Origin of the sequence: Paenibacillus piscarius, from assembly GCF_022234545.1 — a bacterium.
GTDB classification, from domain to species: Bacteria; Bacillota; Bacilli; order Paenibacillales; family Paenibacillaceae; genus Paenibacillus_AQ; species Paenibacillus_AQ piscarius.
In genome coordinates this window covers 556,425-574,019 of record NZ_JAIEUI010000001.1, presented here as the reverse complement: position 1 = coordinate 574,019, position 17,595 = coordinate 556,425, and the positions used below count along the sequence as shown (strand labels likewise).

Annotated in this window: 13 protein-coding genes and 1 pseudogene; 1 reads left to right on the top strand and 13 read right to left on the bottom strand. The window is 58.7% G+C overall.

Annotated elements, in window-relative coordinates; genetic code table 11:
- Positions 1-18: 18 nt before the first annotated feature.
- Both dapF and K1558_RS02600 read right to left on the bottom strand, forming a co-directional pair.
- Positions 19-855 (bottom strand): diaminopimelate epimerase, encoded by an 837-nt coding sequence (dapF, locus tag K1558_RS02605; protein ID WP_238649802.1) that lies wholly within the window; start codon positions 853-855, stop codon positions 19-21.
- A 112-nt stretch (positions 856-967) separates the two neighbouring features.
- On the bottom strand, positions 968-3,778 hold the full coding sequence (locus K1558_RS02600) for a calcium-translocating P-type ATPase, SERCA-type (RefSeq protein WP_238649801.1): 2,811 nt from the start codon (positions 3,776-3,778) through the stop codon (positions 968-970).
- A gap of 192 nt (positions 3,779-3,970) precedes the next feature.
- Between K1558_RS02600 and K1558_RS02595 the strand changes: the two genes are divergently transcribed.
- On the top strand, positions 3,971-5,857 hold the full coding sequence (locus tag K1558_RS02595) for an Rqc2 family fibronectin-binding protein (protein ID WP_238649800.1): 1,887 nt from the start codon (positions 3,971-3,973) through the stop codon (positions 5,855-5,857).
- A 473-nt stretch (positions 5,858-6,330) separates the two neighbouring features.
- On the opposite strand, the gene K1558_RS02590 is transcribed toward K1558_RS02595, so the two are convergent.
- The 11 genes and pseudogenes from K1558_RS02590 to K1558_RS02540 all read right to left on the bottom strand — a co-directional run bounded on the left by K1558_RS02590 (position 6,331) and on the right by K1558_RS02540 (position 17,484).
- Positions 6,331-7,239 carry a PHP domain-containing protein gene (locus K1558_RS02590; protein WP_274528332.1) on the bottom strand — a complete coding sequence of 303 codons (909 nt, stop codon included), beginning with the start codon at positions 7,237-7,239 and terminating at the stop codon, positions 6,331-6,333.
- Positions 7,236-8,153 (bottom strand): LysR family transcriptional regulator, encoded by a 918-nt coding sequence (locus K1558_RS02585; protein ID WP_238649799.1) that lies wholly within the window; start codon positions 8,151-8,153, stop codon positions 7,236-7,238. Before K1558_RS02585 ends, K1558_RS02590 begins: the two co-directional genes overlap by 4 nt.
- A 78-nt stretch (positions 8,154-8,231) precedes the next feature.
- Positions 8,232-8,672 carry a hypothetical protein gene (locus K1558_RS02580; RefSeq protein WP_238649798.1) on the bottom strand — a complete coding sequence of 147 codons (441 nt, stop codon included), beginning with the start codon at positions 8,670-8,672 and terminating at the stop codon, positions 8,232-8,234.
- 117 nt (positions 8,673-8,789) lie between these two features.
- Complete coding sequence (locus tag K1558_RS02575; protein WP_238649797.1) at positions 8,790-9,758, bottom strand: diguanylate cyclase; 969 nt, start codon at positions 9,756-9,758, stop codon at positions 8,790-8,792.
- Positions 9,739-10,647, bottom strand: coding sequence for an EAL domain-containing protein (locus tag K1558_RS02570; RefSeq protein WP_238649796.1), 909 nt, complete (start codon positions 10,645-10,647; stop codon positions 9,739-9,741). The genes K1558_RS02575 and K1558_RS02570 overlap by 20 nt, the downstream gene beginning before the upstream one ends.
- 131 nt (positions 10,648-10,778) lie before the next feature.
- Positions 10,779-11,978: pseudogene (locus K1558_RS02565) on the bottom strand (MFS transporter); the annotation flags it as partial.
- Positions 11,979-12,428: 450 nt separating this feature from the next.
- Positions 12,429-12,926, bottom strand: coding sequence for a MarR family transcriptional regulator (locus K1558_RS02560; RefSeq protein ID WP_238649795.1), 498 nt, complete (start codon positions 12,924-12,926; stop codon positions 12,429-12,431).
- A 90-nt stretch (positions 12,927-13,016) separates the two neighbouring features.
- A complete protein-coding gene (locus tag K1558_RS02555; protein WP_238649794.1) occupies positions 13,017-13,280 on the bottom strand; it encodes a YlbG family protein in 264 nt (87 codons plus the stop codon).
- A 44-nt stretch (positions 13,281-13,324) separates the two neighbouring features.
- Positions 13,325-13,762 carry a YlbF/YmcA family competence regulator gene (locus K1558_RS02550; RefSeq protein ID WP_238649793.1) on the bottom strand — a complete coding sequence of 146 codons (438 nt, stop codon included), beginning with the start codon at positions 13,760-13,762 and terminating at the stop codon, positions 13,325-13,327.
- A gap of 45 nt (positions 13,763-13,807) precedes the next feature.
- The gene (locus tag K1558_RS02545; protein ID WP_238649792.1) at positions 13,808-15,784 is read right to left on the bottom strand and encodes a helicase-associated domain-containing protein; all 1,977 of its coding nucleotides are present in this window, start codon (positions 15,782-15,784) and stop codon (positions 13,808-13,810) included.
- Complete coding sequence (locus K1558_RS02540; protein ID WP_238649791.1) at positions 15,775-17,484, bottom strand: DNA repair helicase XPB; 1,710 nt, start codon at positions 17,482-17,484, stop codon at positions 15,775-15,777. Before K1558_RS02540 ends, K1558_RS02545 begins: the two co-directional genes overlap by 10 nt.
- Between the last annotated feature and the right edge of the window lie 111 nt (positions 17,485-17,595).

Sequence of the window (17,595 nt, the reverse complement as noted above, 5' to 3'; positions counted from 1 at the left end):
CCGGGCTGGCCTCCAGAATCAGATATCCACCGAGCCGGTATATACTACCTGTGCAGGACCTGTCATATAGACATGGTTGTCTGCCTCGCTCCATTCGATGAACAGATCGCCGCCCTTCAGGCTGATGACTGCCGAGCGGTCCGTTACCCCGTTCAGCACAGAGGAGACCAGTGTGGCGCAGGCTCCTGTGCCGCAGGCCAGGGTAGGCCCGGCGCCGCGCTCCCAGACGCGCATATCCACATGGCCGCGGTCCTTCACGGTGGCGAACTCCACGTTCACTTTGCGCGGGAAGAGCGGATGAACCTCAAGCTTCGGCCCCCACGCGGCGAGATCGAAGGAGACCGCATCATCCACATAGATAACGGCATGGGGATTGCCCATGGATACTGCGGTGAACCGGAAGGAGGTTCCGTCCACCTCCACCGGCTGGTCCAGAACCGGCTCGGCGTCAACCGCAACAGGAATCTGCAGACCCGCCAGCACCGGCTCGCCCATATCCACCGTTACACTCTCCACCACTCCATCCCGCACCTTGAGGGATACCTTCTGTTCTCCGGCGCCAATCGTCTCGATGACAATCTCCTCCGAATCCACCAGCCCGTGCTCATATACATATTTGGAGACGCAGCGGATCGCATTGCCGCATTGCTCCGCTTCCGAGCCGTCGGAATTCATGATGCGCATCCTATAATCGCCGCGCTCAGAAGGAAGGATGTATACCAGTCCGTCCGCGCCGATACCGAAGAACCGGTTGCACAGCTTAACGGCCAGCTCTGCGGCATTTGCCGGCAGCTCCTCCTCGCCGAATACGATAATGAAATCATTGCCTAGTCCGTGCATTTTGGTAAATTCCATGGTCAGGTCCACTCCTATAAGTAATCTGCTTCGTCATATGCCTGATTTATCATAAACCAAGCTTCTCAGTGACACCAGCATACCTTATAGAAGCGGCGCGATGCTATTGATTTTATGCTGAAAACTTTGTACTTTTTATCATCTGGCGCCCGCCGCTGCGGCTGCGGTTTTTCTTGCCGCCCCAGACGCTGCCCGCCCCCATCAGGAACGTCGGGATGCCGGACATTACCAGCACCAGGCACCATTCGCGGAAGGTGAGCGGAACCGTCTTGAACACCGGCTGCAGCACAGGCACATACATGACAGCCAGCATCAGAAGAACCGAGGACAGCACGGCCAGCACCAGATATCTGTTCTGGAACGGATTCCGGTAGAAGACCGACCGGGAGCTGCGGCAGTCGAACACATGAATGAGCTGGGCCATAACCAGTGTGGCAAAAGCAACGGACTGCGCCCGGACCAGCTGCTGGGCGCTGCCCGGATCAATCCGCAGCGTGAGCCAGAAGGCAGCCAGCGTGCAGAGGCCGATCAGCAGCCCGCGGCTGATAATCTTCCAGCCCAGCCGCCGGGCAAAAATATTCTCCTTCGCCCCGCGCGGCTTGTGCTCCATCAGATCCTTCTCCGGCTGGTCAACCCCCAGCGCCATGGCAGGCAGGCCGTCTGTGACCAGATTGACCCACAGGATCTGGATGGGCACGAGCGGCAGCGGCAGGCCCAGCATCATGGCGAAGAACATGGTCAGAATCTCGCCGACATTCGAGGCCAGCAGGTAGCGGATGAACTTGCGGATGTTCTCATAGATATTCCGGCCTTCCTCGATAGCAGCCACAATCGTTGAGAAGTTGTCATCCCCGAGAACCAGGGCCGATGCTTCCTTCGTCACATCTGTGCCGGTAATTCCCATCGAGATGCCGATATCAGCCGCCTTAATCGCCGGTGCATCGTTCACGCCATCGCCGGTCATCGCCACAACATGGCCGTGGCGCTGCAGCGACTTCACAATCCGCAGCTTATGCTCAGGCGATACGCGGGCATAGACGAAGACATTGTCCGATACCTTGTCGAGCGCCTCATCGTCCATCCGCGTAAGCTGGCTGCCGGTAAGCACCGTGCCGCCGCGCTGCAGAATGCCGAGCTGATGGGCGATCGCCTCGGCGGTTGTCCCGTGGTCGCCGGTAATCATCACCGTCTTGATGCCCGCGCGGCGGGTGACGCTGATCGCATCGCGCACTTCCTTGCGCGGCGGGTCGATCATGCCGGCCAGCCCTACGAACACCAGCTGGCTCTCGGCCTCCTTCTCAGTGGCGGCACTCTCACCGCTGCGAAGATCGCGGTAGGCCATGCCGAGCACGCGCAGTGCGCCCGAAGCCATCTCTTCATTAGCCTCCAGCACCTTCTGGCGCAGTGTCGGCGTGCACGGCACGACACCGCCCTCCCACAGCATATAGGTGCAATTGTTCAGCAGCACATCCGGCGCGCCCTTGGTGCAGATCATCCGCCCGCCCGGATGATTAACGATGACTGACATCAGCTTCCGCTCCGAATCGAAGGGGAACTCGGTCTCCCGGGTATAAGTGACGGCGAGCGTTTGGGCAGTGAGGCCCATTTTGGCGGATAAGGCCACCAGCGCCCCTTCGGTCGGATCGCCCTTCAGCTCCCAGTCGGACTGGGGATTCACTGCCTTATCGGCATCTGCCCCCTTGCCTTTCTTCTTGCCGCGCGTGTCGGTGATGCTCTCATAGATTTCGGCGTTGCTGCACAATGCCCCCACCTGAAGCATCCGCCGCAGGCTCTGGTCATTCTTCAGATCAACCGGTCTGCCCTTCTGCATGACCTGTCCGACCGGGGCATAGCCCTCCCCTGTTACCTCAAGCGTCCGGCCGGCATTCCACAGCCGGGTAACCGTCATTTTGTTCTGCGTAAGCGTCCCCGTCTTATCCGAGCAGATCACCGAAGCACAGCCCAGCGTCTCGACCGAGGGCAGCTTGCGGACAATCGCCTTGCGCTTGATCATCCGCTGCACGCCCAGCGCGAGGGCAATCGTTACAATCGCCGGAAGACCCTCGGGAATCGCAGCTACAGCCAGGCTGACCCCGGCCAGGAACATTGCGGTTGCCGGCTGGCCATGCAGAATTCCAGCGAGGACAACGACAACAGTAAGCCCCAGCGAGACGTAGATCAGGATTTTGCCCAGCTGCTCCAGGCGGTGCTGCAGCGGGGTCTCCTGGGACTCCGTATTCTGGATCAGATCGGCAATCTTGCCCATCTCGGTATCCATCCCGGTGCGGATGACCACCGCCCGGCCGGTGCCCCGGGTTACCATCGTGCCCATGAAGCCGATATTCTTCTGGTCACCCAGCGGAATCTCCTCGGCGTAGATGGCCTGGGCGTGCTTGGAGACCGGCAGCGATTCCCCGGTCAATGCCGACTCTTCGGCGTACAGGCTGCTGCACTGCAGCCAGCGGACATCCGCCGGAATCCGGTCCCCGCTCTCCAGCAGCACGATGTCTCCGGGAACCAGCATTCTGGCCGGGAGCACCTCCTGCTTCCCGCCACGCAGCACCTTGGCCGTCGGGGCGGAGAGCTGCTTCAGCGCCCTCAGCGAACGTTCGGCGCGGAATTCCTGCACGAAGCCCAGCGCCCCGTTGAGCAGAATAATCGCGATAATCGTGATCGCGTCCAGATATTCGCCGAGCAGGCCGGATACCAGGGTGGCCCCCATCAACACCAGCACCATGAAATCCTTGAACTGATTGAGGAGCAGTGTAAAGGGGGATACCCTTTTGCCCTCCGACAGCTCATTGTACCCGCTCTCTTTGCGTCTTGCGGCGGCGTCCTCGGCGCTCAGCCCCGTTCCCGGCTGGACGCCGAACATCTCCTGCAGCTCCTCAGCACCGAGCCGGTGCCAGCTTTTTTGTTCCATGATTCATCTTTCCCCTCCCGGTCGTTTCTTGACTTCCGGCGGCGCACAGCTTTTCCACCTGTTCATGTCCAAGTGTATTCAGGGCCGTCCCAAATTATCACCGAATCCGGGCTTCTCCTTTTGCGCGAACCGGGGAAAGTGTGGCATCATAGAGGAAGGTTTTTATTATTCAGGCGACAGGAGAACGTAATTATGGCATTAGACGGCATCGTTACCCGGGCGATTGTGCATGAGCTGCAATCCTTCACCGGTGCACGCATCAGCAAAATATATCAACCCGCCACACATGATCTCATCTTCACCCTGCGCGGTGCGGGCGGCGGCGGCAAGCTGCTGCTGTCGGCAAATCCGACTTATCCCCGGCTGCATCTGACTGAGCGGAGCAGCATCAATCCGGCGGAAGCGCCGATGTTCTGTATGCTGCTGCGCAAGCATTGCGAGGGCGGCACCATCGAGAGCATCACCCAGGTCGGACTGGAGCGGATTATCCATATCACGGTCAGAACCCGGGATGAGCTGGGAGATGTCTCAGCCAAAAAAATCATCATCGAGCTGATGGGCCGCCACAGCAATATCATTCTGACGGAGCTGGCCACAGGTACGATTATCGACGGCATTCATCATGTCACCCCGTCCATCAGCAGCTACCGGGTGGTCATGCCCGGCGCGGCTTATACCGAGCCGCCCCAGCAGCACAAGCTGAATCCGCTGCTGATCGGCCGGTCCGAATTCATTGCTCTGATGGCTTCGGCGGAAGAGGCGGCCCGCCAGGCCGCAGAGCACCCGGAGGAACCGGAGGAGGATATGATCGAAGGCGAGATCGCATCACTGCTCGCCTCGCTGGAGCCGGCCAAGCCGGACGGCTCCGGCGGCCCCGCCCCATCCGCCGACCCTGCCGGCTGGATGGTTCATGCCTTCAGCGGCCTCAGTCCGCTGATCGCCGGTGAAGTGATCCACCGGTATAAAGAGTTAATGGGAGCAGCCGGGTTATACAGCGATGTGACCGGCAATCCGGAACAGCTCTGGGAAGCCTTCGACTCCGTGATGGAGCCGGCCCGGAAGCAGGACTTCGCTCCGGTGTCCGGACTGAACGCCAAGGGCAAGCCGATCTTCTCGGCAGTTCCGCTCAGCATGATGGCCGGGAAGATGAAGCATTACGGCACGATCAGCGAATGTCTGGAGGATTACTACGGAGACAAGGCGGAGAAGGATACCGTCAAGCAGCGGGTCAGCGACCTGATCCGCTTCATCGGCAACGAGCGCAGCAAGAACATCAAGAAGCTGGCCAATCTGCAGCGGGATCTGGAGGAGGCCGGAGATGCCGACCAGTTCCGCATCTGGGGCGAGCTGCTCTTCGCCTCCCTGCACACTCTGAACAAGGGAGACAAGGAAGCCCGCTTAGTGAACTATTATGATGAGGAACAGGCAGAGCTTACAATTCCGCTTGATCCGCTGCTAAGCCCGACAGACAACGCACAGCGTTACTTCAAGCGATATAACAAATACAAGAACAGCCTGAAAGTAATTAATGAACAGATGCAGAAGACGCATGAGGAGATCGTCTACATGGAGACGCTGCTCCAGCAGCTCGCCCACGCCTCGCTGAATGATATCGAGGAGATCCGCGAGGAACTGGTCAGCCAGGGCTACTTACGCGACCGCAGTAAGAAGGGCAAGAAGAAGAAGAAAGCGGCCCGGCCAACCCTCCAGGTGTTCACCTCCTCGGAAGGTGTAGACATCTATGTCGGCAAAAACAACTTGCAAAACGAGTATGTCACCAACCGGCTGGCCTCTCCGAACGATACCTGGCTGCATACCAAAGATATCCCGGGATCACATGTGGTCATCCGCAGCGAGGAATTCGGTGACGCTACCCTGGAGGAAGCCGCCCAGCTGGCTGCCTACTTCAGCCAGGCCAAGCAATCCAGCAGCGTACCGGTGGACTGCACCCTGATCCGTTATGTCCGCAAGCCCAGCGGGGCGAAGCCGGGCTTCGTCATCTATGACCATCAGCGCACACTGTACGTCACCCCGGATGAAGAGCGGATCCGGCAGCTGCCAAATGTGCTGCGGAGTTAAAGCTTCAGTACAACGTGCAACCACATTAATCGGACGAGTTAGTAGAGTGGGCATGATAAGGCTACTTGGGTCAAATGTATACGGAAAACCGATTACATTGCGCTCGCGTAAAGCTAATCGGCCAAATGTATGCTAAAAACCGATCACATTGCGCTCGCGTAAAGCTAATCGGCCAAATGTATGCTAAAAACCGATCACATTGCGCTCGCGTAAAGGTAATCGGTCAAATGTATGCTAAAAACCGATCACATTGCCTCGCGTGAAGGTAATCGGTCAAATGTATGCTAAAAACCGTCACATAATAGCAGGTGGTGGTTTCCTCTCACTGGTCATCCGCTCTACTAACAGTAAGGACTGCTCTTACCAAAAAACCTCCGTCCTGTAGCGCCTGCGCTAAGGGTCGGAGGTTTTTTGTGCCTTGTGTCTGCTTTTTGTATTGTGTATCCTATGCCCTTTGCCCCTGTGTCATGCGGTCAGCCTCTTGCAGCCTTAAGCTGCTCCAGCACACCAACCGGCACATTCACGCTGCCCAGATCGCCATGGAACACGACGCCCTGACGCTCGCCGTGGAAGTCCGAGCCGCCGGTAACCACCAGCCCGAATTCCTGAGCTAAGGCCAGATAACGCTGATGCTCCTCCAGGCCGTGGTCGGAATGGTAGACCTCGATGCCATCGAGGCAACCCAGCTCCAAGATGCGGCGTACCAGCGCGTCATCATCGTATATGCCCGGATGAGCCATGACCGCCGCGCCGCCCGCTTCGTGAATCCAGCGGCAGGCCTCGTCCGGCGTGATGCGCGGAGGCGAGACATAGGCCGCTGCCCCTTCCGCCAGATACCGGTCGAACGCATCGCGCATATCCGATGCCGCACCCAGCCGGACCAGCTCATCGGCGATATGCGGACGGCCGATGCTCTCATCCGGCTTCAGCTCCCGCCCCAGGCCTGCCTGGACCTGCTCCAGAGTAATTCCGATGCCGAGGCCCCGCAGCTTCTCCAGAATCGCTTCATTGCGCGCCAGCCGCGTATCCCGCTGCCGGGCCAGCCGGGACAGCAGCAGCTCCTGCCCGGTGTCGATATAGTAGCCGAGAATATGAATCTCTTTGCCGTCAGCACGTGTGCTGATCTCCACTCCTGGAACAACTGTAACACTATACTTCCGGCCCGCAGCCTGCGCTTCCGCAATGCCGCTGACCGTATCGTGGTCGGTAATCGCCACGGCAGCCAGCCCCTTCGTGGAAGCAAGCTGTACGTTACCGGATGGCGGCAGCATCCCGTCTGAAGCCCGTGTATGCGTGTGCAGATCACATTTTCCTGCCAGTTCAGCGGAATCAGCCACAACCTGTGAGAGTCTGCTGCTCTTCTTATCGTCCAATTCGTTCATGCCATCCCCCCGTTCTTCAGATGTATATTATGACTTCGCAGGAAGCCCAGGAAGGTTACTGCCGATATCGGCAGCAGCGTCGATTTCAGGTGAATCGCATAGAACTGCCGCTTGAAGGACGCATCCGCCAGATCGACAATCTTCAGCAGGCCAAGCGCCGCCTCATGCTTGACCGAGGAAGTGGAGATGATTGTAATTCCGAGCCCGGCCTCAACAGCAGATTTCACTGCTCCGGTGCTGCCCAGCTCCATCACAATCCGCATCGCGGCAGGATCTAGCCCTCTCTCTTCAAGCTGCTCCTCCATCACCCGCCGCGTGCCCGAGCCCCGCTCGCGCAGGACGAACGGGTAGGCCAGCGCCGCTTCCAGAGTCACCTCCGCCTGATCCGCCAGCGGATGCCCGGCCGGAACAATCAGCTTCAGCTCATCACCCATCACCGGCTCCACGACCATATCGGGGTGGGACACCGGCGCCTCAATCAGCCCGAAATTGAGCTGATGCCGGTTGATTTCATCGATGATCTGCGAGGTATTCATCACCTTCATCATGATCGAGATGTTCGGATACTCCTTCCCGAAGGGACCCAGCAGGCGGGGAAGCACGTATTCCCCGATCGTCAGGCTCGCCCCCAGCTGCAGGCGCCCCTCCAGCATATGGGTGAAGGCCGACATCGCCTGATTCGTCTCGCGGACCAGCTGCATGCTGCGCAGTGCGAAGGGCATCAGTGCGAGCCCGGCCTCGGAGAGCATTATTTTTTTGCCGGAGCGGTCGAACAGCTTGGTGCCGAAATAATCCTCCAGTGCCTGCACCTGCATCGTCACCGCAGGCTGGGTCATATGCAGCGTCTGCGCCGCCGCCGAGAAGCTCCCCCGCTCCGAGACAGTATAGAAAATATGAAGCTGATGAAAATTCATGCCTGGCTTGCTCCTTTGCTACAATCTGACAAAGGGCACGCGGCGCTCAGCCGCATGCCCTCCTTGTTCATTAGCCCCTTACTTGCGCCTGCGCCGGCGCTTCTTCGACAGCTTGATCCGGCGGGAATGGTGCAGCCAGGAATAATACTTTTTGAGATCACGCAGCTGCGGAGTGACCGATATTTTGCCGAGAAAAGAGACAATTACCATCACATACAGCGGCTCCCCGGAGAACGAAGAAATCCCCTCCACCGGCGTGAAATCGGCCACAATCACCGTATCATTATCCACCAGGTAGGCGTTGTATTCGCTGCTGGAGTAAGGCCTCACCCGGTTCTGCTTCAAAGCCTGCCACAGCCATGCGGTCACTTCCCCGTTCCCGCTGTCCGTCTGGGCGATCCGGTCCGCGTAACGGCTCTTGGCATGACTGGTAAGGACAATGTCGGCAATTCCGTAGTTATTCAGCACGATGTGGAAGGGCTCGTACACCCCCCACGATTCCATCCCCTTGCCATGCATTGTCATCACACTCCACGTATAAGGGTCTTGGCCTATGCTCTTATTGTTGTCAATCTTACCGCATTGACGGCTGCCTTTCAAGCATTCCGGCCTCAGCGCAATAGGTGGAGAGAGAGTCTAACCGCCTGTACGGCGCACACGAAGGTCGCTGTCGTCTATGTAAGTGCTGCCCCGGATCATTTTGCAGCTTTTTTTGAAGCGGGCGGCCTCAGCCGACAGTTCTTCGGCGGATGCGAAGCGGCGGCTTCGGTTCGTCACCACAGCGATGGAGATCGAGACCAGCGGAATTTCCTCCAACGCGCCCGAGCGGCTCTCCGTTAACACATACCTCTGAGCGAGATGCCCGGCATGATAGAACTCTTTGACCGCTGCATCGAAGGCCGCAATGATCCTCCTGCAGCCTTCCCCGTAATTGTAATCGTTGATAAAAAGAATGAAGTCATCGCCGCCGATATGTCCCAGCAGGCCACCCAGCCGTACCGCCTCCTGCTTCAGAATCTCTGCCGTAGCCTGGAGCATCCGGTCGCCTTCCTTGAAGCCATAGGTGTCGTTATACGCCTTGAAATGGTCAAGGTCGATGTAGAGCACACTGAACTGCTCCTGCAGCAGCGTCTTCACCATCCACTCGGTAATGCTGAGATTGCCCGGCAGCCCTGTCAGCGGGTTCAGGAAGCTGGCCGCCACCGCCTGGATTTCGGCAAAATTAAGCAGCAGATCCCGCACACTGACGGCGCCGAACAATGATTGTCCGTGCGTAACAATCACATAGTCGTACAGGTTCTCATCCTGCCTAGCCATCGCCAGCCTGCTGACATCTATGATCGGTGCGGCATAATCGACAATCAGCGGATTCCGGTCCATCACCAGCTCTACGGATCTGCCCATATAGAGCGTATACCCGTACAGAGTCCCGATCTGCTGGTAAAAGCGGATCCGCATAATCAGTGCTACCGGCTGCCCGTTCTCCGTCACGGCAACGCCCTGGAGCTGGGGATTGCTTTTGAAAATCTGGTCCACCACCCCGCACTTATGATGCACGGAAATCTCCGGGATAGCTCCGGCGATTTCACCGATCTGAAGAAACATGCTTGTACCCTCCCCTGACTGCAGCCTGCCGCGCCCAAGCGGGGAACTCCCCCTCCACCGGCCGGTCTGCCGGTCTCCCCAGCGCATAACCCTGACCCCAATCCACACCCGCTGCCTGTAAAAAAAGCAGCTCCGCCGCAGTCTCAATCCCTTCGGCAATCACACTTGTCCTGGACCGCTCCGCATACTCCCGGATCAGCTCCAGCAGCTCCTGCTGCTCCACGCAGTGATGAATCCCCCGGATAAGGGACTTGTCCAGCTTGATGAATTCCGGCTTGAGGTAGACCAGCGTCTTCAGGCTGTTATACCCGGAGCCGGCATCATCTACTGCAATCCGGAACCCCTGCTCGCGGTAATGGGACAGCACCTTCTCGAACTGGACATAATCCTGTACCGCCTGGCGTTCAGTCAGCTCGAACACAACCCGCTCCGGGGCCAGTCCGAGCTCCTTCAGCAGCGCCAGTGATTCTCCGCTCCGGTGGCGGGGATCGTTCAGCACGCCGGGATGCACATTGACGAACACCAGACTGGTACTGCTCCCCTCTGCCTCCGCCGTCCGCTCCACGTACCGGGATAAAGATATTCTCCGGCAGTACTGCTCGAATCTGAGCATCTGGGGCGTCCGTCCGGCAAAATCATAAAATTCCTCTGTGCTCGGAAACTGCGGCGAGCGAGGGGGCCGGTTCAGCACCTCATGGCCTACGGTCCTCCCGCTGCGCAGCTCCAGAATCGGCTGAAAGCAGGTGTCAAGCCGCCCATTATTCATGATATCCAGCAGCATGGACAGCCTGCCCAGCTCCTGCATTTCGTCCCTGACTCTCCCGCTCATATGCCTGATATATTGCGGCAGAGCCGCGATTCTCCGGGACAGGTTCCCTGCTCTGTTCATTGTGATCACCCGTATGCCTGTCATTAAGAATGTGAAGCTTCCCGCTTCAGCATAGATTGGAAGTATTAAGCAGGTATTAACTGCGGGGAAGTCCAGACGTTTATTCTGGGCATTTGTGTGTCCTGAACGGACTATTCCGGCAAGCTGCGGCCTGTGGCCCGGCTCATCCGGTACAGAACAGCGAGGGCTGCAGCCGCCAGGATGATGCCCATTCCAGCCGGTGCGGCCGGACCCAGCGATACATAGATTTGTCCGCCAATCAGCGGACCGGCCATACGGGCGAGGGCCTGAACCGATTGGCTGCCGCCTTGAACCCGGCCTTGCTCGCCGGAAGCAGCAGATTTGGATAACATTCCGTTGAAGGATGGCCCGAAGATGGAATCCCCGAAGCCGAAGACGAACATGCCCGCGATAAAAAGAAGCGGGGAGGAGCGCCAAGCCGACAGCGCAAACAGAGTGTAGCCTGCCGTCTCCGCAGCCATGCCCGCTGCAGCGATCTGCTTGTCGCAGTATCTGTGTAACAGCACGGGCATAATCAAGGCTTGCGAGAGGATGTCCTGCAGCCCCATGATCGAGAACATCAGTCCGATTACAGCGGGCTTCCAGCTGAAGAGATCCAGCGTGAACTGGGATAGAATTCCCTGCAGCGCGCCGCCCGGTATCCACAGCAGGAAGGCCGAGACCAGCAGACGGCTCAGGCTCTTCACCGACAGCAGGCCGGCAAGCTGCGAGAAGGGATTCAGCTTAAGCCAGGTGACATCCAGCCGCCGTTTGTGCTTCTCCAGGCTCTCCGGCATGAACAGGAATCCGTATACGGCATTCACGAGAGTGACCAGAGCAGCCGCATACATCGGAACGGAATAACCGTACTTGGCCAGCAATCCGCCCGCAGCTGGGCCAATAATTGTACCTGCGCCCACTACCGCACTCATCCAGCCAAAGTATCGGGTCCGCTGCTCCGGCGGAAGGATATCGGCAAAATAAGCGAAAATCGTGCTGATACTCCCGCCGGTAATTCCTTCGATGATCCGTCCGGCAAACAGCACCCATAGCGCTCCGCCGAGCCCGAAAACGAAATACCCGAGGGAAGAACCCAGCAGGCATAATAAGAGCAGGGGACGGCGGCCGTATTTATCACTCAGCGCACCGAGCACAGGAGCCGCCACAAACACACAGGCCGCATAGACTGAAGTCAGCAAAGTAACCATGACAGCCTGTTGGCCCGGGCTGCTTACATAAGGCTGCACCAGAAACGGAACCACAGGCGCTATAATACTGAAGCCGAGTCCGCAGAGAAAGACAGCAATGAGGCCGAAGATTAGGGCGTGCTTGGGCGGGGCAGCTTGGTGTGAGGCTGATTTTGGATGCTGGTTATCACTGGATTGAAGCGGTTGGTTGGGTTGCTGAGCCCGGTCAGGATCATGGAATGGAACAGGGTGCGCTGTCTGGCTACGGTGTGGAGATAATTGGTCGGAATTCGTTGTCTGGTTATGCTGCGGTGATTGGTCGGTTTGCGGCGAGTGGATGGGGGGCTGAGATTGGTTACGCTGCTGTGACTTTTTTGAGGTCAATATGGGCATTGTACTACTCTCCCTGATGATCGAATTATGTTTCTTCGGAAACAATGTGATCATATCATATTTTTGATTCCTCGGAAACATAATTTTAAGCACAAAAAAACACCCTTCCGGGTGAGATTCGGTTGATATTAGTCAAAAGGTATGCCCTGATCCTACTTTTCCCGCCGTCAGGTGCATTAATGCTCCTCCTGTAAGCAGCGTTCACACATCTTCCCCCTCTGCTTCCGCTCCACCCTTGCGGGCCAGCCCCTGATGCTTAATCTCTTCATCCAGATGCCTGCTGTACTGCGCCATGAAGCGGAGCATACCCTCATACTGCTCATCGGTGACGTGCTCGAATACGGGGCGGTCGCGGTCGCGGAATTCCCGGTGCAGTTCGTCATGGATGCTCCAGACGTCCTGTCCTTCCTCCGTGAGCCTGAAATAGATTTCCTTCTGATTCTCCGGCTTCCGGTAGCTCTCGATCAAGCCTTTGTGCAGGAGCTTCTGAGTGATTTTGCTGATTGCTCCTCTCGTCATGTAGAGCGAGTCGGCCAGCCTGGTCACATTAGCGTCTGTATGAGTGCCAATGTACTCTATACAATGTACCTCCGACGGCTTATGTCCCTTGAGGGCGGACTCCATTCTGGTTTTGTTGAGCCAGCTTCTTTTATTGAATAAGTCCCTGAACGCCGCCAGCACCTGTTCCTCTTTGTTCATCGCCGATCCCCCTGCCGTTTATCCTTCTTGCCGCAACTTCCAAAAAAACAGACGCCTTGCGGCGCCTGTCCAGTAACTGCTATAAATAGCTCACAGACCATAGTACCGGGTCTTGTCCTGCCCGTTGCTGGTGTACTCCGTCTTCAGCTCATTGCGGTACGAACGCTCAATCTTGCGCACATAGGAGAGTCTGCGGACTGTCTTCATGACTTCCTCCGCGCGATCCGCGTTCACATACATTACCGCGTAGTGCATTTTACGGGAGACATAGTGCAGTGTTCCATATTTCTCCAGGTTGCGTGCCGCCTTGACGTCGCTAACCCATACGATATAACCTGTCCGTTCCGCAAACATAAGCTCATCCGCCTCTCTTTCTCTATATCTCTTCACGGGTCAGCTTATCCGCAAGAGCATTTGCCTCCGCTGCCGCATCCGCCCTTGGGGGACGGGTCATTGCTCGGGACCTTGATGGTATCCGATACCGAGAACGCAATCGTCTCTGACATGGAATGAAGGATATCATCCAGCGTCTTCTCCGCCTGCTTGAACCGCACCACGGCCTCGAACTGCTCCAGCTCCCGTTCCACAGCCTCAACCTCATCCTTCGCCGAATGATAATTCGGGTGGAAATGGCCGAACCGCTGCGTCTCCTCGAACAAATCCTTCTTGGCTTGCAGCCGCTTGATCATGGCCTGAATCCCGGGGTCAGCATCCACCTGCCCCTTCCAGTATAAGTAATCCGACACTTCGGCGGATTGATTAATCATATCGCCTAATTCATAGGCGTATGTCAGCACTTCGGCCATATCAACCGCATTCCCTTGCGCTACGCTCATGAACTTCAACTCTCTTCTGCATTAAAGTTCTACCCGGACGGTAGACTATTTCATCATACCATAACGGACGGCTTCAGCAGAAGAAGAATTTACGTGCTGATACGGGTGTATGAGCTTCATTTCCTGCCAGTCTTCCGCCGTCAGCTCCTTCTCCTCTGCCGTCCCGGACGCCGGAAGCAGCAGAATGCCCCTGACCCTCCAGGGCCGGCCGCTAATCTGTCCGGGAATGAATTCGGCCTGACGGCCCTCATAGGAGAGACTAACCTTGATTCCCCAGGAGAACGCCTGCTCCATGATTTTTTGCGCCGTGGTGCTGTGATACTTCCGCCACTGGCTGAACCACATCTGCGGCACCGCGTCTTCGCCCGGCAGCTGCGTCTGCGGCTGTACCGCACGCTCCAGCGGCAGCAGCGCCAGCTGCGGCGCAGTGCTAAGCAGCCCGCGATCTGCGGCTGGCTGGGGAAGCCTGTACCGCAGGGACGCCTGAGGCGATGCCGGCGTCCCGGTCAGGAACAGCCGCCTGTCTGTACTGTCCGTCGCTTCGGACAGTACAGAAGGCGTCATGCCGGCTGCGGCCAATTCCTTGCGCAGCTGCCCGGCAGCCTCCGGCCGGACCGTGTAATGGAGCGGGCCGATCCGGGTAACGATGTCCTGCAGCCGGGGGTGGGCGGCGATATCCTCCGCCTCCCGCTCCCCTGCACAGGACAGCAGAAGCACCTCGGCCAAGCGGGTCCGCCCGATCCCGCCGGCCCACTGCCGGAGCGGCAGCAGCACCTGCTCCGGAATCCCCCCGACGGCGCGGGCATCCAGCCAGTCGATAAGCCCGCCAGGAGCGGCCCCCTGCTCAGCTGCCGCCTCCAGCTTCTCCCGGGTCAGCCGGAAGCTCCAGAGATCCTCGTTATGCAGCAGCTCCGCGAAGCCGGCCAGGGTCCAGCGGTCCGCATAAGGGACCTCCGGCGGAACCAGCACCTCGAAATCCGGCTGCACAATGAAGCCGGGTGCCGTATCCGCCGGGACAGAGTCCTGTCCCGCCGCACCTTCCAAGGCCAGCTGCGGCTTCCCGGCCCGCCAGCGGAAGCAGGGCTCCCCGGAAGGCGAGACGCCCAGCTCGCACCAGCCGAAGCCGGCCAGCAGACGAAGCCAGGCCAGTGCGGACAGCTCCAGGCCAGAAGCGTTTTCCTCTACTTCCTTCTCCCTCTTCGTCTCTTTCACCATGTTCACCTCCGGCTTCTCCGCAGCAAGCCCGCTCTCTGCCATCCACTCCAGCACTGGAGCCAGCGCAAACCATTCTCCGGCCGGATAGACAGCAGCTGAGATGACATGCCTGAAATGCTGCTCAGCAGGTGCAGGGAAGCCGTAGCGGCGGATGGCCAGCGTGTAGAGCAGATCCGTCATCTCCTGCGGCCTGAGCAGCAGCCACTGCTCCAGCTTCTCCGGGTCAATCCGGTATCCGCTGCCGTGGCGGCTGATCAGGCCCAGCGCCAGCATCAGGTCGACAAGTATAGTAACCGGCAGCGGATAGCTCTCCTGCCGGGAAGAGGGCGGCAGCACCGCTCTTAAATACTCTTCCTTCACCGACAGCTGTCCGGCCAGCCGGGCAAGCTGCTTCTTGTGGATAACTCCTTTACTGGTCAGGGGCAGCCCCTCCTCTGAAGTGAACAGCAAGGCGCGGAACAGCTCGGCGGCCAATTCGGTACAGGCTGCCGCCTCCACATGAACACGGCCCTCCACCCGGACCTGCGGACACTCGGACCAGAAGCTGCGCAGAATTACAGGGTACTGGTCCTGCGGAATCTGATACAGCTTCTCGCCCCACACCTTCTGCCGCAGCTCCAGCTGCCCGGCAAGCAGCAGCTCCTCCAGGGCCAGCTTCTGCTGCATCCGGCAGAGGCTCTCCGGCCGCAGCTGTTCCACAGTGTCCGCCGGACATGGCGATGCCGCATAACTTGCACAGATCCGCAGCAGCACTTCACAGGCCTCCGGTGTCAGCTTCGGCAAGCCGGCATCTGGCGTTACTCCCATCCCCGAACAGCTCCTTCCTGCGGCTCCAGCAGCCGGACTCCGTATTCATAGCCTTGCTCAGTAAGGAACATCCGCCGGCGAAGGGCGAACTCCTGCTCCCGGCTGTCGCCTGTAACCAGCGTATAGAAATACGCCTTGTTCTCGCCCGGCTTCGGGCGCAGAATCCGGCCCAGCCGCTGCGCCTCCTCCTGGCGGGAGCCGAAGGCTCCGGAGACCTCAATCGCCACCGAAGCATCCGGCAGATTGACAGCGAAATTAGCCACCTTGGAGACGATCAGCAGCGGCAGCCGCCCCTCGTTGAAGGCGGCATACAGAGCGCTGCGCTCCTTCTGCGGGGTCCGGCCCGTAATCAGCGGGGCAGCAAGCTCTGCAGCCAGAGCCTCCAGCTGGTCAAGGTACTGGCCGATCACCAGCACCCTTGCATCAGGATGAGCAGCAGCAATCCGCGCAGCAGCCAGCGCCTTAACGGGATTCCCCGCCGCCAGGCGGAACTGCTCCTTCGCACCGGCATAAATATACCGCTGGCGCAGGTCCGTGGGCATCGGGATCACCATCTCGATGCAATCCACGGCAGCAATCCACCCCTGCCTCTCCAGCACCTTCCAGGGCAGCTCGTAGCACCTGGGCCCGATCAGCGAGAAGACATCCCCTTCCCGCCCGTCTTCCCGGACCAGCGTTGCGGTCAGGCCCAGCCGACGCGTTGCCTGAATGTCAGCGGTGGCCCGGAATACAGGAGCCGGAAGCAGATGGACCTCATCATAGATAATCAAGCCCCAATTCCGTTCGTTGAACAGATTCATATGGACAAACGCTCCCCCTTTGGCATTCCTGTGGGTCAGCATCTGATAGGTAGCCACGGTGACTGGCCGCACCTCGCGGATCTCGCCGGTATATCTTCCGACTTCAACAGGGTCAAGCGTGGTCCGCTGCAGCAGCTCCTCCCGCCACTGCTCCACGGAGGTGGTGCTGGAGGTAAGGATCAGCGTCTCGCACTGCAGCTTCTCCAGGACCGCCATACCGACCACCGTCTTGCCTGCACCGCAGGGCAGGACAACTACACCGCTGCCCCCGTGTCCCGCCGTCCCCTGGAACCTGCAGACGGCCTCCTTCTGATAATCCCGCAGCTTGAACCCGTCACGAGCCTCCTGCTCATCTGCTGTCTTCCAGCCGAGCTTCAGCTCCTGGCCGTCGCGGTATCCGGCATAATCAAGAACAGGATATCCGAGTCTCGTCAGCTCCTGCTTCAGCAGCCCCCGGTTCCCCTGCGGGCAATGGCTGCGGCATTCACCCGCCCGCACCAGTCCCAGCTCCTTCAGCTCCCGAAAGCCATCCAGTTCATCCAGCAGACCGGCAGTATTGGCGGATAAGGTAACCCGTTCTGGATCACCATCCCTATACAGCTTAAGGCTCCCGTACCGGCACATCAGCAGCTCTATCTCTTCCTCAAGGCCGGAGGGGACGCCCCAACGCGACAACCTGCGCAGATCCCCGATCACGGACGCCGCTTCCCGCCCTCCGGCTGCAGCATTCCACAGAGCCAGCGGTGTGATCCGGTAGGTATGGTAAGCCGGCGGGCTTTTAACAAGCTCAGCGAACCCGCTTAGAACCTCGCGCGCCTCCTCGTAACCGGGGTGGGCGCATTCCAGCAGAATCGTCCTGTCGTTTCTGGTAATACAAGAGCCTGTAGCTCCAGCGTTCATCGTGTTCCCTCCTTATTTCCGGGTAGCAGAACAAAATCACCCTAACGAATGAATAAGATTACCTTCAGGCGAAGCAATATATGCTGTTTTTCACATACATTCAGTCCGTGT

What these genes read in the sequence shown, in the direction of transcription:
- K1558_RS02580 (WP_238649798.1), bottom strand. Translation starts at nt 8,672, where the DNA reads ATGCATGGCAAGGGGATGGAATCGTGGGGGGTGTACGAGCCCTTCCAC.
- K1558_RS02595 (WP_238649800.1), top strand. Translation starts at nt 3,971, where the DNA reads ATGGCATTAGACGGCATCGTTACCCGGGCGATTGTGCATGAGCTGCAA.
- dapF (WP_238649802.1), bottom strand. Translation starts at nt 855, where the DNA reads ATGGAATTTACCAAAATGCACGGACTAGGCAATGATTTCATTATCGTA.
- K1558_RS02570 (WP_238649796.1), bottom strand. Translation starts at nt 10,647, where the DNA reads ATGAACAGAGCAGGGAACCTGTCCCGGAGAATCGCGGCTCTGCCGCAA.
- K1558_RS02555 (WP_238649794.1), bottom strand. Translation starts at nt 13,280, where the DNA reads ATGTTTGCGGAACGGACAGGTTATATCGTATGGGTTAGCGACGTCAAG.
- K1558_RS02545 (WP_238649792.1), bottom strand. Translation starts at nt 15,784, where the DNA reads ATGGGAGTAACGCCAGATGCCGGCTTGCCGAAGCTGACACCGGAGGCC.
- K1558_RS02550 (WP_238649793.1), bottom strand. Translation starts at nt 13,762, where the DNA reads ATGAGCGTAGCGCAAGGGAATGCGGTTGATATGGCCGAAGTGCTGACA.
- K1558_RS02585 (WP_238649799.1), bottom strand. Translation starts at nt 8,153, where the DNA reads ATGAATTTTCATCAGCTTCATATTTTCTATACTGTCTCGGAGCGGGGG.
- K1558_RS02575 (WP_238649797.1), bottom strand. Translation starts at nt 9,758, where the DNA reads ATGTTTCTTCAGATCGGTGAAATCGCCGGAGCTATCCCGGAGATTTCC.
- K1558_RS02560 (WP_238649795.1), bottom strand. Translation starts at nt 12,926, where the DNA reads ATGAACAAAGAGGAACAGGTGCTGGCGGCGTTCAGGGACTTATTCAAT.
- K1558_RS02590 (WP_274528332.1), bottom strand. Translation starts at nt 7,239, where the DNA reads ATGAACGAATTGGACGATAAGAAGAGCAGCAGACTCTCACAGGTTGTG.
- K1558_RS02540 (WP_238649791.1), bottom strand. Translation starts at nt 17,484, where the DNA reads ATGAACGCTGGAGCTACAGGCTCTTGTATTACCAGAAACGACAGGACG.
- K1558_RS02600 (WP_238649801.1), bottom strand. Translation starts at nt 3,778, where the DNA reads ATGGAACAAAAAAGCTGGCACCGGCTCGGTGCTGAGGAGCTGCAGGAG.